Below are 12,717 nucleotides of genomic sequence, written 5' to 3'. Positions count from 1 at the left end.
ACCTTATTTTAATTCAATTGCGCTTCAAGTTTAGATTTAGTTTTGGGAATACATCATACATTGGTGTATATTGTGTTTCAGTAGCTTAACCCCGAATAAATCCACCTTCTGAATGAATAATTTGTCCAGTTATCCATTCAGCCTCATCACTTGCAAGAAAAGCAATAATTCGTGCCGCATCATCTGGTGTGCCAATACGCCCCATTGGAAATTTAGGTGAAAGAAAATTTCTTATTTCATCTGTCATCCATGTAGAATCTGTTGGACCTGGGTTTACAGCGTTAACAGTGATGCCCAATGGTGCAAGTTCTTGTGATAACGACCTAGTAAAGGCAGAAATAGCTCCTTTAGTAGCTGCATACGCTAACTCCCCAGGCAAAGGACCTAAATCCTGCCCTGATGTCATATTGATGATTCTTCCTGATAGTAAATTAGATTTTTTAAACCGACGGGCGAATTCAACACAAAGAAGAAAATTCGATCTCATATTAACCGCATAATGATCATCAAGTGATTTAGCATCTAACGATACATAATTATCACTTGCGGAATGAGCTGCATTATTAATAAGGATGGAAGGATATCCTAATTTATCTGAAATTTTTTCATGTATTGTGAATGCAGCATGTGCATCTGATAAATCAATTTTCATTGCCTCACAGCGCACACCCATACGTAAAATTTCTTGTTGAAATTCTTCTATCCAGGCCGCATCAGAATTCCAGTGAGTAAAGAAGATATGTATACCTTGTGAGGCTAACTTACGACAAATAGCCGTACCAATATCCCCTTGACTGCTTGCTCCTGTAATTAGTGCAATTTTTTCTTGAGAATGACTCATTATTTTAACCTCCAATTTATACGGAGTATCTCCATTATTATGGTAACAAGTTCTCCAAAGAATATAATCCATGAAATCAAACAGAGCTGACTTTGAATACATTTCAAAATCAGCTCAAAAAAAACATTTTCGTCTCAAAAAATATTAAATAGAAAAAAATAAGAGTTGGACAACAATTTACTACTTAATCACAAGTGGCTGATTCTAAGTCATTGAATGTCTTTTTTTTAAAGAGCCTTTCAATCATTCACATTGCTTTTCATTAACCATTCTACTTCCGTTAATTCTTGTTTTTGAACGTCTATTGTGTGTTTTTTCGTGAAATGGGTTTTCACAGCTTCTTCGTTTTCCCAAATCTCCCAAAGCATTATTTTACGTTCTGATGGCTCAAGCGGATAAGCATGGAATGTAATACAACCCTCTTCTTTGTTCGTTTCTTCCTCAAGTTTTTTGAATTCCTTCATTATCTCATTAAGGTCTTTATCACTGATGATTTTTAAACATGCCGTTATGTAATGCATCGAAAATCCCCCTCCCATCATTTTATGGCTTTTCATTATAACATTTTCTTGAAAAATAAATATAACTGCGACATTGATTGCTCGAGTTAATCAATCGCTGTATGTAAAGGATTTAAAAATTGAAATCAAATAAAAAACCTTCATTTTATAGGAAGGTTTAAAAGTTATTTTATCAAGTTTGAAGGCAATCTGAAGCAATGTGAAATGTGTTAGGTGTTTGTTTCACTGTAAAGTCTGTAGCGAAACCACGTACTAAAACTAATGACAAGCCCCGGATAAGCTTAATCTCTATTTAAAAGTTATACAGGCATTCTCACCTTTGAATTTGTGTTTGAGTTTCAACCATTTTTTGATGATAGAGGTTTCAAATTCTTTTGAGTTTACATAAGCAGGTGCAGTCCCAAAGGCAATGTCTTCAACATAAGAATCGTTACTTTTTTCTAAGTATTCTATGGTTTGATTAACTCCATGTTGATCCACTGCACGAATCATCTTAATAACATTCATTGATTTTAATACCAACTTCTGACGATGGTAAATCTGGATTCACAGGACACCTACTAATATATCTTTCTAACGTTTAACCGAAAAAAAACCGCAATTTGCTTGCGGTCTATATTATTACGTTTATGTTTTTTGCGCATTCCCATCTGTTTCTGGCTTCAATAGTTTAGTTAGAGTTATCCCAGATACCCAAGTCAGAATATAGCCACTCAAGACAGTGTAGGGCGCAATTTCATTTATGAGAGATTTAGAGAAGATGAAATAAAAGACAAAAAAGATAACTGCCGCTCCGCTTAAAACGTAAAATGCTTTTTTGTTTTTAACAGTTAATCGTTTCGATTGTGTGATCTTGTTAAAAAGCAATGGGCTTCCAGTGTAAATGCCGAAGAAAAATGTAACAATAATAGACCACAACAAACCAACAATCGAAAAATAATCCTGATGAAAAAAACCATCAAAAGACCATCTACTTAAAAAAATAAAGCCAAGTAAATAAACAAATGACAATATAACCTTGACCAATTACATCCCTCCCCTTCATTCAATATACACCCGCCAAAAGATTGTTTAAATGGGCAAGTGCTATCATTTACCTTTTAATGGTAAAATCACCTCTAAAAAAATCATTGACAAAACGGCTAAGTATGCAATTGCCAATTCTGATTACACGTTTGTAAAGTATGGTGGCAACCGCCACGGTCATATGGAATTACATTCACACCAAAGTTACACACATCTCGTTTCTATTAAGTAAAAGAGCCCTCCTGATAGTTAAATAGAGTAAGAGTCATAACAGTTATTTGCTTTTGTTCTTCAAAATATTGAGGCCTCGTTACCTCTGCGTATTCGTTTAATCGGTTTCCCTTTCCGAACATCATCCATAAAAAAACGCCTCCTATTCCGGTTTAATAGAATAATAACGTTCAAACATGGTAACGGTCACCGCTACAATGCATTCCTAATACGCCTAAAGTCAACGCAATAAAAAACGGCTATAAACATTGATATAACGCCTCTAACCGCCGTGTATGATTCCGACTGGGTTCGAACCAGCGACCTCTACCCTGTCAAGGACGAGACACGTATTCTGACTAATCTTTAACAATCCTAAAAAATCACCTAAACCCTTGTCACATAAGGGGTCATAGGATTTAGTTTCCTGATTGATATTTGTTGTTACTAAGTGGTTTTTAAAGTTTTTGTGACTCCGATGTGACTCCATGGTGACCCAATTTGTACACTAGAACACATTATTTTTGCATCCTTTAATTTCTTTATAAAAAAGCCAAACACAAAAAATTTATAGCATTTCTAGTGGTATAATTTTATTTAACAAAACTGAAAGGACAAAATAATATGGATAATCTAATTTCTATTCTCATATTCTCTTTACCTGGATTACTAGCGTATTTCTGGATACAAATGTTTGGCCTTAATCCATCTGTTAAACATAGTTCAGGGGAACTTGTTGGACTCTCTGCATTATTATGGATACCAGTATCATTGATAAATGTAGGAGTTATGAATGTATTAGCTGATAAGGGGCATTTTTGGATACATATGAATAGTGTTAGTGATATTAAAATTAACTCTGGGGACTTACTTTTCCTCACCTTTTATACAGTAATAACACTTTTCTCAAGTTTTTGTGTCTCTCTTCTTTGGTCAGTTTTTTTATACCCAACCTTCTTGATCATTATTAATAAAATAAGGTCATTTAGAAAAATTGTCTCTTTGGATGTTCATGCTTCAATCTGGGATACATACTTTCTTAATTATGAAGAAAGTAGAGATAAAGCTGATGAAAATACTTATGAAGGTGGTAATAATGAAGAAAATAATAAGAGTAAAAGTGAACCTCCTCTTATCGTAGAAATTTATTATTTAAGTGATCCAGACAAGAGAATGTATGGAGCCGTTTCAAACATGTCCCGCCCTTTTGAGGCGGAACGAGCTTTAATCCTCCAAGAGCCTGATGAGTGGAAAATAGCATATAATACTTATAGATATCCTGTTAAAAGAACTTACTTTGATACCAAATCAGGATTGATAGTTAATGAATTAGAATTCAAACATATCACTTAATAATTTGTTAACTTCTTGGTCTTGGCGCAGACACAGTAGGTCTGTTACCTGATCTTGTCTCATTACCTTTTTGAACCTTCGGGGCTTGGACAACTGGTCTTTTGCCTGATTCATTCATGGGAATAAGTTGTTTTGTTGCCATAATAATCACCTCTTTTTGCACTTACTAACAGGATTTAAACATTATTCGACAACAAACAGCAATTCCCTTTTCCGACTAAAATTTTTTTGGATCTAATAATTGTTCTGTGATCTTTATCCGAAAGTTTCAGTCTTTCTTTTATGTCATTTTGCAAATTAAACCAAAAAAGAATAGAAAATTTGTCCATCCCTCAAAGCTAATATTCTATGCACATGCAGCAACCATTGCTAAATCACAAACAACTCCACAAGTTACACCAGCTCCAACATTAATCAAACCAACAACCCCACAATAGTTGATACAAGCCAATAAACCTAGCGCTCCACAGGCAAAGTTCTTTCCCCAAACACTAAAGCCATTTGTGTGGAAGTCACCCTCCTGAAGACCATCTAAATTCTTTCCATAAATTTTAAAAGAGTTATCATTATCTTGGATCAATACATCAAGTTCATCAGAATCGCCGCTAAAATCTTTAGGTATTCCTAATAAGCTAAAGTTAAAAAACTCTTTAGTCTCTTTGCTATAACCCAAAGTATAAATTATGGAGTCGCCTTCTCCATTTTTATAAGCCCCATAAACAAATTCTAAATCAGATTTTGTACCTTCTTTGTCAATTTGAGCACCTTTGAATAAAAGACTCTTATCCTTTAAATCTACCTTTTTGTATCCGGCATTTTTGTATTCTTCAATGTACTTTTTAAACGTTTCTTTCTTATCTAGAGCTATTTGCTCTACATTTTTTACCTCTTGCTCACTAAGTACTTCAGTTTCGACATTGTAAACATCTTTAATTTCCTCGATGATTTGTTCTCTGTCTCTCTCTTTCGAACAAGTTGTACATTCTGTTTTAGCATTACTTCCATTTCCAATCGCTAAAGCATTTATTGGCATGATAGATACTATAGCAATTAAAAACATCAGCACAAACCTTTTCATACACTTTCCTTCCTTTCCATTAATATATTTAAAATACGCAAAAACGTATTTTAATCCTTACTATCATCTATCCAAACATCTCCAATCTTTGAATAGAAGTATTTTAAAGTAAAACCTAAAGCAATTCCAAAGATCACAAATCCAATTGAGAAAATAAGAAATTCAACGGTAAATACAGGCTTTCCTTTTAAATAACCTATTAACAGTTGTCCAAGAACAAACACCACTGACATTCCTGTCGTAATTAGAGGTAAACTTCTAACCCATGTTGTAAAATTCTTTTTCATTTGTTCGATAGTTAATTTTCTTTTTGCCATTTTCATCACCTCTTTAATTAGGTTAACACAAACTCTTTTTCCAAAAAATGAATATTACGAATTAAATTCTATACAACTTCGTTACTTATTTTCTATTTTAAGATTGAGACATTCTACATATTAATAGGTCTTACTTCTGCGCCACTCTCACAATTGATAATAGCTTAAGTAATGTTTTATCTTTTAGTACTGTTTGACAGGTTTACAGTAGTATGTTATCCCTTGCCAGGTTCACTATGAACCTCACAAATTTCTCCATTAATTGTCTTGACTTTTCTTTTGATTTTTTGCTTGATTGGTTGAGACTGTGGACAACGGCTAGGCAAGTTGTCTGCCTGAATTTGCTTGTAAAAAATAAACAAACTCAGGCATGCGACTGATAAACTTGATTGTATATTAACTTGTGGTATCCGTGTGTATCACCCTATTTGCCGTTGGTTATTCCCCAAACAAACCTACTGTGTCAAGTGTCCCTAACAGGTTCCACTGAACGCAATTTTGCGTTTAGTATACTTATGGCTTGTCCTGCATCGTCAGAAACGATACACCCATCCTTCGTCAGCACTTTATGGCAGCTTTCGCCTTTCAGATGCATGTGTAAATAGGGAAACACAGAAGGCATCCTATCCTCATTTATTGCAGCGGCTGAGTCACTACCCTTTCAAGTTTTACGTGTGTTAGCGCATTCCACGGCAGTCTTTTCATATTTGGGTACGCACCCAAATTTGTATGCTCCTTAACAGCGCCTTAAAAAGGCATCACTAAAGACAACACCTTAATTCAGGAGCATAGACTGAAATAGAATATCCAGGCTTTATTACGAAGAAACTGAAGGTATTAAATTTGGTACTCTTGAAAAGCTATGCAAAGCTCTTGATTGTGAAATAACGATTATTAGAGATAATAGAGGTTGAAGACACAGACTCTTAAACAAAAGTATTGCAATAGCTGTTTATACTGTACGGAGCTATAAGGTACTGTAAGTAAGTTGCCCGATTATGAGAGATTTGTTTAAGTAAGTGATAAACAGACTGTTCTTCCACATTTTTCATTAGACATGTGCTAAAATTAATATATGTCTAAACAACGGGAGGAAACTTAGTGAAACCAAACGCTAATGTTGAGATTAGATATATAGAGGATTTAAAAGATCAAGAAGGAAAACTGCTGTTTAAAGGTACAGCAGATGAACTAAAGACTAACGGGAAAGAATTCGAAGAGTTTAGGTGACAGTTTCACCCTTGGTCTTAAGGATGAAGATATTCATGTTAGAGTCTTAAGAATGGAATACGATGTCTCAAGTGAAGATAACTATAAATATTGGGTCAGTAAAGAAGATAAATAAAAAAAACACCCCTTCACATTATTGTGAGGGGGTTATTTCGTTCTAGTTAATCTTCCCAGTTTTCATCTTCATCTTCTTCCCAGTTTTCTTTCATTCTTTGGAGCTTATCAAAGAAAAATTCAATGAAATTATCCGCAACAACTTCTTGGTAACCCATTACTCTATCCCACGTAAATACAGGACATTCTTTATTTTTCATCTTATTGGTATCTAAACAATATGCAAAGTAATCAACATCCTCTATTACAACAAGACCTTCGGTCAAGTTATAGTGTTCTTGATACTCGTTGGTATATTCAACAACTGATGGGCCTCCAAAATCATAGCCTAGAATATCAACTCCATAAACTCCACCAGAACCATAGTTCCGCAGAAACCATTTATAGCTCTCTGGAAGATTCACTTTAAGATCTTGTTCTATTTTAGATATTTTGTCTTCTCCAATTCCTCCTGTGAAATTTCTTTCTTTGGCATTATCATTTAAAAACTGTTCCACTTGCGTGTATAGTTCCATTTTTCCCAACCTCTCTTACTCTGTATATTGAGTGGCTCTCCATTTCCAATATCTCGCTCTAAAATATTCATATTGAACTTTCAATTCTGGATTATTTCTAAAACTCTCTCCATCAGTTTTAAGTTTATGTATGATCTCACTATATTTTGTGTGTAAACTGTTTGGAATTTCAACCATATTTCCAGGTTCTTCTTGGATTAAATGATGCAAGTTGATTTTTGTACCGTCTTTGGCTAGAGGTGCCTTACCGTCTTTCATTAATTCAAGATTTGTTCGACCTTTACGATCTTTTTGATTAATATCGATATCTTTCATTGTATAAACTCTTCTGCTTACATCTTTGATATTTCCTTTTACTTTCACCTTGCCCTTAACCTCATAGGCACCATACTTCTCTTTATTTAACCAAGGGACATTTACTTTCTGACCAGTAAATGGCTTTCTGCTTTCATCTAATTTTTTAGCAAGCTGAAGCAATCTGTCTTTTGCGCTCACATCATTGATGACATTATAAGGCATGCCGCCTGCTACAACAACATCTTCTCGCATGACAAACGGTTTAATTGCTGTTAGTGGATCAGGAGTTTCATCCAGTTTTTTAGACACTTTTTTAACTGCTGCTTTTCCGGCTGTTTTCACTCCAATTTTAGCAACTGAACCAGCACCTTTTAAAGCAAAGATGTTTACTGCTGCACATGTAATCCAATGAGCTGTTGATTCTGCGTCTCCGTTCTTTACGTCTCTAACATAGGAGGTTATTATTGCATCTTTAATTGAATTAAACGTGGAATCATAGTGATAAACTGCAACTGCAGAATTAATAAACATGTCGACAGGATGATTATGTGCCATATAGTCTAATGTTTCAGCTGTCATATCATATAGGGCGGTAACAGTGCCTTTGGCTCCAGCCATCAACTCACGTGTGTTTTCAATCTGTGTAAAATACCTTTGTTGTTCTGCTGTCAGATTTTCATACCCAATTGTTTTGGCCATTGAATAGAATTCATCGGCATCTGCATAATCGTAATTCTTTAGTCTATCTTTCAGTTTCTCGATTTCACGTTCTTTTTCTTCCTTTTTCTTAATCGTCAAATAAGCTTCAGTACGTTTTTCAATATCGCCTTTTTTCTTATGTATGTCACTTTCTCTATACGCTTTAGCGTTATAGTGAATCGGAGTGGCGTTCTTCCCTTTGCCTGTAGATTCCTGCAGCTTTTTAAAATCTTGCTGAATGAATTGTTCGTTAGGCTCTGTTAGTGCATATTCAGTTGTTAAATCATCATCTACTTCCCCAATTTTATCAATTGTTTTTTCACGTTTCTTATCTGCACTGGCAAGTTCATCTTTAAAGTTTTCTGTTGAAAACAGATCAAGTGGCAGGATATCGTCAATATCGTTCAGAATATCCTTCATTGCTTTCTTCTGTTCAGACATAATAGCTTTTGATTTTTTATAAGCATTTGAAAGTTCATGCTCTAAAAAAGACTCCTCGACGTATGCATCTGACAAGCTAGCTTCCTCTATAACTCCAGAGATACTTGTAAGGAAAGCAATCTTCATGTCAATTAAATCAATCCATTGATCAGTAACACCGACATGATCATGATAAAATGCTTTAATGTTGTCAGCACCCTTGCCTGAAAACTCGCTGTCATCAAGATTAGCAAAGTCTTTAAATGCTTTTCTTAGCTTAACCATTTGTGACCTTAGTTCCTTGTACTCTTTTGCACGTTTATCCGCTTCAGAAAGTAATGACTTTGCTTCAAATACCTTCATACCATTCTCCTTTTTTCTGACACTCAACACTCAAAATTTTACCATAGTTTAGGAGAGTTAACGGCTTTAAGATCGGACAAATACCAGAAATCCTCCGATAGAAATAGTTATTTTCACTCAATTCATTGTCCAAAAAAGGACATTTCCTTATAATCGATATACAAGACCTAGGCAATCTGTTCTTTCGTATCTTGAAAATTAGGTAAATTATCCCTTGAGTTGAATTGCGTCATCACGAAAGCAGAATTGCGCTATATCGAAAATTTTTTCTATATATTACATTTAATGTTAAAGTTGTGTTAACATTTGTTTGATAATTTAGAATTTTGACAGAAAGAGGGGTTTATTATGAGTAAACTTGCTTCTGAATACGTTGCTAATTTCTTAAATGAATGGTATATGGCCATAAAACAGCAGAATGTTGAGGCTGCTGAAAAATATTTTAAAGAAGTCAAATTTTTATTTGATGACATGGAAGAAGACCAGGAAGTATTGATGTATTTTTCTCTACTTGAAGAAAGACATAAAATGATGATGTACCAAGTTTAAGGAACAGATTTCCCAAAGCATTCCTACTTCAACAAAAGACATGCGAGAGAAATTCAAAAAACAGATAACATGATAGAGTACTACTTCTTTTTGTTTGAAGCGTTATACGAATCCTATAATCGAAACTTCGAGAATGCCATAAGCTTATTTAAAATTACTGAGAAAAAGCTATCCATTATTCCTGATGAAATTGAAGCTGCCGAATTTCATTCTAAAGTGGCCTCAATGTACATGATGCTCCGTCAGAGTATTGTTTCATTAAATTATATAAACAACGCACTTAACATTTATAAAGGGAATGAAAATTACAAAAGGAAGTACGCAACAGCACTGATGGTTGTTGGAACTAACTATACAGATCTAGGACAATTCGATAAAGCTGAAGAAGCTTACTTCCAAGCCATTAGAATTTCAAAAGAGCTTGATGATAAATTTTTCGAAGCTCAAATCCATCACAATCTTAGTATTACATACTCAGCAGCAAACAGATCCCAAGACTGTCTCAACGCTCTGAGAAAAGCCATAAGAAATAAAGAGTGGAGACAATCAGTTTATTACATTAACTCTCTTTACATGGCTACCAAAGAGTTATTCCTCATGAGTCAAAAAGATAAAGCTGTATATTATTACAAAAAAGGACAGGAAAATTTAACTCAAAAAGAGAATAAAGTGTATGAGGCTAAAATAAACATCATTTATGCACTTCTTCAAGATAATCAAAACGAAACCATTGAGCAATGTTGGAGTTACATTCATTTCCTTCAAGAAAAGAATGACTTAGACAGTGTTCTTGATCTTTCCTTGATTATCTCTCAGTACTGCGAGGAAAAAGAATGTTATAAGGATGCTCTTGAATTTTCTAAGCTAGCTATTTTAGCCGAAAAGAAAATGAGGCAGTTGGAGGGAATAGGATGAAAAGATTAATACTTCGTGTGTCTGTTACAGCTATTATCTTAAGTGGGTTAGCTGCTGGTGCTAGTTTGTTTACTCAGTCAGACATTCAATTTAGTGAAAAACCAGTCGGAACTGATATTCAAATCGCAGAGAGACCGGTTGGAACTTAATAAAAGTGAGGGGCATAAGATGACAAAAGGCGTTAAAATAACCTTGTGGAGCATCCTAGCCGTATTTATCGTGTTAGCATTAATAGGAGTTGTAGCTTATTATCAGACCCCGTCAGCGTAAAAAAGCAGATCTCTAAAGAACAGCCCTATAATGGGCTTTTTTGTATTAGATAAGAACTTAGGCTATTAAGTGCGAGGTGAAAAAGATGAGCAAAGAAATAAATACAAAAGAACTTGATGAGGAATTAAAAAGAGTTCTTAAAATGTTTGATGATGTATTAGAGATTTATGAACAGTATGAAGGCGAACCTAATATTAAACCTGGCGTACCTTGCCCTTCATGTCAAAGAAAATCGACTAATTATGTCTGTAATTGGAATGGGAATAAGCATGTACACTTTATTTGCGAGTGTGGCTATCGAGTACATCAATAAGAAAACTCTAAACCAAAAATGGCTCTATCCCATTAGGATAGAGCTTCATGCTTTTTTTTTCTCCCTATTTTTTTTCGTAATTTGTTGAATCCTTTTTAATATTGGTATAGCTTTTTCTTTTTTGTCCGTATTTAACAAACTCACTTGGTAAATAATATTATCCATCATTATTATCATTTTTAAAGAAATATGTTCGTGATTATAACTTATAGGCCTTGCTCCTCCATGAAGTATAGCATGCCTACTTACATTAGAAACTTCCTCTTGCCCATGCTCAAAATGTTCCAATAAAAAGTTGAAATAATAATCACAAATCAATTTTTCAAATCGAAGAAGTTCTGCAAGTTCTTCTGCCTTAGATTTATCCGTTTTATCACTGATACTTTCATTATCAAAAAGCAAACTAATTAAGCGTTTAAAAAGATATCCTGGGACCTCTCCCTTAACGTCAAAACCATCAATAATAATACCCTCCATTTGCGAAAGAAGTGATGGTACGGCAACAGAATACATGCCTAAATTATGAGCTTTAAGCGCTTGTCCTAATAAAGGCAATCTATCTTTTAGAAAACTATAACTTTCCCATTCCTTCATTAAGTGATCAATTCTTTCAGGTGAGTAAAACTCCTTCATTAAATCATCTATGATCTTTTTGAGATGATTTACTCCCTCCTCAATACATACCTTGCCTATTTTTCTTATTAATCTGATATCCATATTGTCAGAAGGGGGATACCCCAAAAAAAGTATTACTTCCTTAAACCGTTTAAAATCTTCCTCTGATTTTTCTGCTTCCTCTATAATTCTCTTAAATGACTGTTTTATTTTCTCTTTCTCCTCATTAAGGCTTATGCCCAATTTTAAAGTCGGCATAATAGATGATGAGTTTAAAATAGTATTTATAGATGTTGATGATTCATATTTCTTTTCCTGCAAATTCCTACATTTCAATTAAATTTCTCCTCTCAAGTTGACTTTACAATTCATTCCACCAACCAACGATATTCTCTTTTTTCAACTCTTTTTCTATATTTTTAATCTCCTGGTTAATCTTTTGACAATCAGTAATTGTAGACACATATTCATTAATAGCGTTATCTAAATTCTCAGTTTCCACTGAAGTATACAATGCATTATAAGCATATTTTATTTTTTTATTCTTATCATATACCCACATTCCTGAGGTTGAAGATTCAGATGTTACCCGAATCAATTGATACTCAGATAAGACTTCACCTAGTTTACCTAGAACATACTTAAACTGATTGTTGATTTTTTCTGGAAGTTGGTAGTCATTATATGTTTTATCATCTTGCTTATGTTCCCACCAAATTGAATCATCACTTAAATATTCATCTACAATTGCAACAGCATTATTTTGAAGTTTATTGACTTTAATTTTTAATTCTTTAGCTTTTTCTTCGCCTAAACCTAGGATTTTATTAGGATCTTCATTCAATATTTGTAATATCTTGTTTCCATACCAAGTTTGCGTATACAGCCCTAGTTCTTTCGTTAAAGCAATCCGTTTTTCAGAAAGTGATTTCAACATTCTTTCTTTTTTTGATTTAAACAAAATTAGCATTTCCTGTGTGCTCATATTAAATCCCCCTAACAATTATTATATTTACCATTATCGGGTATTATCAGACAAAAATAAACAAAAAAAGACGTACTTCCCACTCA

The 12,717-nt window shown here is 34.0% G+C and carries 13 protein-coding genes and 3 pseudogenes; 5 read left to right on the top strand and 11 right to left on the bottom strand.

Going from position 1 to position 12,717, the window contains the following annotated elements:
* Positions 1-85 precede the first annotated feature (85 nt).
* From NYE49_RS06560 to NYE49_RS06540, 5 genes and pseudogenes are all read right to left on the bottom strand, one after another.
* Positions 86-841, bottom strand: coding sequence for an SDR family oxidoreductase (locus NYE49_RS06560; protein WP_047182457.1), 756 nt, complete (start codon positions 839-841; stop codon positions 86-88).
* A 239-nt stretch (positions 842-1,080) separates the two neighbouring features.
* Complete coding sequence (locus NYE49_RS06555) at positions 1,081-1,398, bottom strand: putative quinol monooxygenase (RefSeq protein WP_080344188.1); 318 nt, start codon at positions 1,396-1,398, stop codon at positions 1,081-1,083.
* Between the two features lie 173 nt (positions 1,399-1,571).
* Positions 1,572-1,634 (bottom strand): annotated as a pseudogene (locus NYE49_RS06550) (hypothetical protein); the annotation flags it as partial.
* A gap of 41 nt (positions 1,635-1,675) precedes the next feature.
* Positions 1,676-1,851 (bottom strand): annotated as a pseudogene (locus NYE49_RS06545) (aspartate phosphatase); the annotation flags it as partial.
* A 138-nt stretch (positions 1,852-1,989) separates the two neighbouring features.
* Positions 1,990-2,388, bottom strand: coding sequence for a hypothetical protein (locus tag NYE49_RS06540; protein WP_047182455.1), 399 nt, complete (start codon positions 2,386-2,388; stop codon positions 1,990-1,992).
* Positions 2,389-3,222: 834 nt separating this feature from the next.
* On the opposite strand from NYE49_RS06540, the gene NYE49_RS06535 reads away from it, so the two are divergent.
* Positions 3,223-3,951 (top strand): hypothetical protein, encoded by a 729-nt coding sequence (locus NYE49_RS06535; RefSeq protein WP_047182454.1) that lies wholly within the window; start codon positions 3,223-3,225, stop codon positions 3,949-3,951.
* Between the two features lie 346 nt (positions 3,952-4,297).
* Here NYE49_RS06535 and NYE49_RS06530 read toward each other — a convergent pair whose 3' ends face one another.
* Complete coding sequence (locus NYE49_RS06530; RefSeq protein ID WP_047182453.1) at positions 4,298-5,029, bottom strand: putative immunity/bacteriocin fusion bifunctional protein; 732 nt, start codon at positions 5,027-5,029, stop codon at positions 4,298-4,300.
* Positions 5,030-5,079: 50 nt separating this feature from the next.
* Positions 5,080-5,346, bottom strand: coding sequence for a hypothetical protein (locus tag NYE49_RS06525; protein ID WP_014114929.1), 267 nt, complete (start codon positions 5,344-5,346; stop codon positions 5,080-5,082).
* A 1,101-nt stretch (positions 5,347-6,447) separates the two neighbouring features.
* Between NYE49_RS06525 and NYE49_RS06520 the strand changes: the two genes are divergently transcribed.
* On the top strand, positions 6,448-6,576 hold the full coding sequence (locus NYE49_RS06520; protein WP_284675383.1) for a hypothetical protein: 129 nt from the start codon (positions 6,448-6,450) through the stop codon (positions 6,574-6,576).
* A 161-nt stretch (positions 6,577-6,737) separates the two neighbouring features.
* On the opposite strand, the gene NYE49_RS06515 is transcribed toward NYE49_RS06520, so the two are convergent.
* Together NYE49_RS06515 and NYE49_RS06510 are read right to left on the bottom strand one after the other, a co-directional pair.
* Positions 6,738-7,205 carry an SMI1/KNR4 family protein gene (locus NYE49_RS06515; protein ID WP_047182452.1) on the bottom strand — a complete coding sequence of 156 codons (468 nt, stop codon included), beginning with the start codon at positions 7,203-7,205 and terminating at the stop codon, positions 6,738-6,740.
* Positions 7,206-7,220: 15 nt separating this feature from the next.
* Complete coding sequence (locus NYE49_RS06510) at positions 7,221-8,984, bottom strand: T7SS effector LXG polymorphic toxin (RefSeq protein ID WP_047182451.1); 1,764 nt, start codon at positions 8,982-8,984, stop codon at positions 7,221-7,223.
* A gap of 348 nt (positions 8,985-9,332) precedes the next feature.
* Between NYE49_RS06510 and NYE49_RS06505 the strand changes: the two are divergent.
* From NYE49_RS06505 to NYE49_RS06495, 3 genes and pseudogenes are all read left to right on the top strand, one after another.
* Positions 9,333-10,448: pseudogene (locus tag NYE49_RS06505) on the top strand (Rap family tetratricopeptide repeat protein).
* Complete coding sequence (locus NYE49_RS06500) at positions 10,445-10,597, top strand: PhrK family phosphatase-inhibitory pheromone (protein WP_014479495.1); 153 nt, start codon at positions 10,445-10,447, stop codon at positions 10,595-10,597. The pseudogene NYE49_RS06505 and the gene NYE49_RS06500 overlap by 4 nt, the downstream one beginning before the upstream one ends.
* 206 nt (positions 10,598-10,803) lie before the next feature.
* The gene (locus NYE49_RS06495; protein ID WP_047182450.1) at positions 10,804-11,031 is read left to right on the top strand and encodes a hypothetical protein; all 228 of its coding nucleotides are present in this window, start codon (positions 10,804-10,806) and stop codon (positions 11,029-11,031) included.
* A gap of 45 nt (positions 11,032-11,076) precedes the next feature.
* Here NYE49_RS06495 and NYE49_RS06490 read toward each other — a convergent pair whose 3' ends face one another.
* Together NYE49_RS06490 and NYE49_RS06485 are read right to left on the bottom strand one after the other, a co-directional pair.
* Complete coding sequence (locus NYE49_RS06490; RefSeq protein WP_047182449.1) at positions 11,077-11,982, bottom strand: hypothetical protein; 906 nt, start codon at positions 11,980-11,982, stop codon at positions 11,077-11,079.
* A 25-nt stretch (positions 11,983-12,007) separates the two neighbouring features.
* A complete protein-coding gene (locus NYE49_RS06485; protein WP_047182448.1) occupies positions 12,008-12,631 on the bottom strand; it encodes a hypothetical protein in 624 nt (207 codons plus the stop codon).
* Between the last annotated feature and the right edge of the window lie 86 nt (positions 12,632-12,717).

This window comes from Bacillus sp. FSL L8-0358 (assembly GCF_038593095.1).
Classification (GTDB): domain Bacteria; phylum Bacillota; class Bacilli; order Bacillales; family Bacillaceae; genus Bacillus; species Bacillus subtilis.
Note: the sequence above shows the minus strand (reverse complement) of the source record. Positions and strands in the feature narration are given on the sequence as shown.

Excerpts from the sequence above, each read along its gene's own strand:
- NYE49_RS06560 (WP_047182457.1), bottom strand. The coding sequence starts at position 841 with ATGAGTCATTCTCAAGAAAAAATTGCACTAATTACAGGAGCAAGCAGT.
- NYE49_RS06555 (WP_080344188.1), bottom strand. The coding sequence starts at position 1,398 with ATGAAAAGCCATAAAATGATGGGAGGGGGATTTTCGATGCATTACATA.
- NYE49_RS06535 (WP_047182454.1), top strand. The coding sequence starts at position 3,223 with ATGGATAATCTAATTTCTATTCTCATATTCTCTTTACCTGGATTACTA.
- NYE49_RS06530 (WP_047182453.1), bottom strand. The coding sequence starts at position 5,029 with ATGAAAAGGTTTGTGCTGATGTTTTTAATTGCTATAGTATCTATCATG.
- NYE49_RS06525 (WP_014114929.1), bottom strand. The coding sequence starts at position 5,346 with ATGGCAAAAAGAAAATTAACTATCGAACAAATGAAAAAGAATTTTACA.
- NYE49_RS06515 (WP_047182452.1), bottom strand. The coding sequence starts at position 7,205 with ATGGAACTATACACGCAAGTGGAACAGTTTTTAAATGATAATGCCAAA.
- NYE49_RS06510 (WP_047182451.1), bottom strand. The coding sequence starts at position 8,984 with ATGAAGGTATTTGAAGCAAAGTCATTACTTTCTGAAGCGGATAAACGT.
- NYE49_RS06500 (WP_014479495.1), top strand. The coding sequence starts at position 10,445 with ATGAAAAGATTAATACTTCGTGTGTCTGTTACAGCTATTATCTTAAGT.
- NYE49_RS06495 (WP_047182450.1), top strand. The coding sequence starts at position 10,804 with ATGAGCAAAGAAATAAATACAAAAGAACTTGATGAGGAATTAAAAAGA.
- NYE49_RS06485 (WP_047182448.1), bottom strand. The coding sequence starts at position 12,631 with ATGAGCACACAGGAAATGCTAATTTTGTTTAAATCAAAAAAAGAAAGA.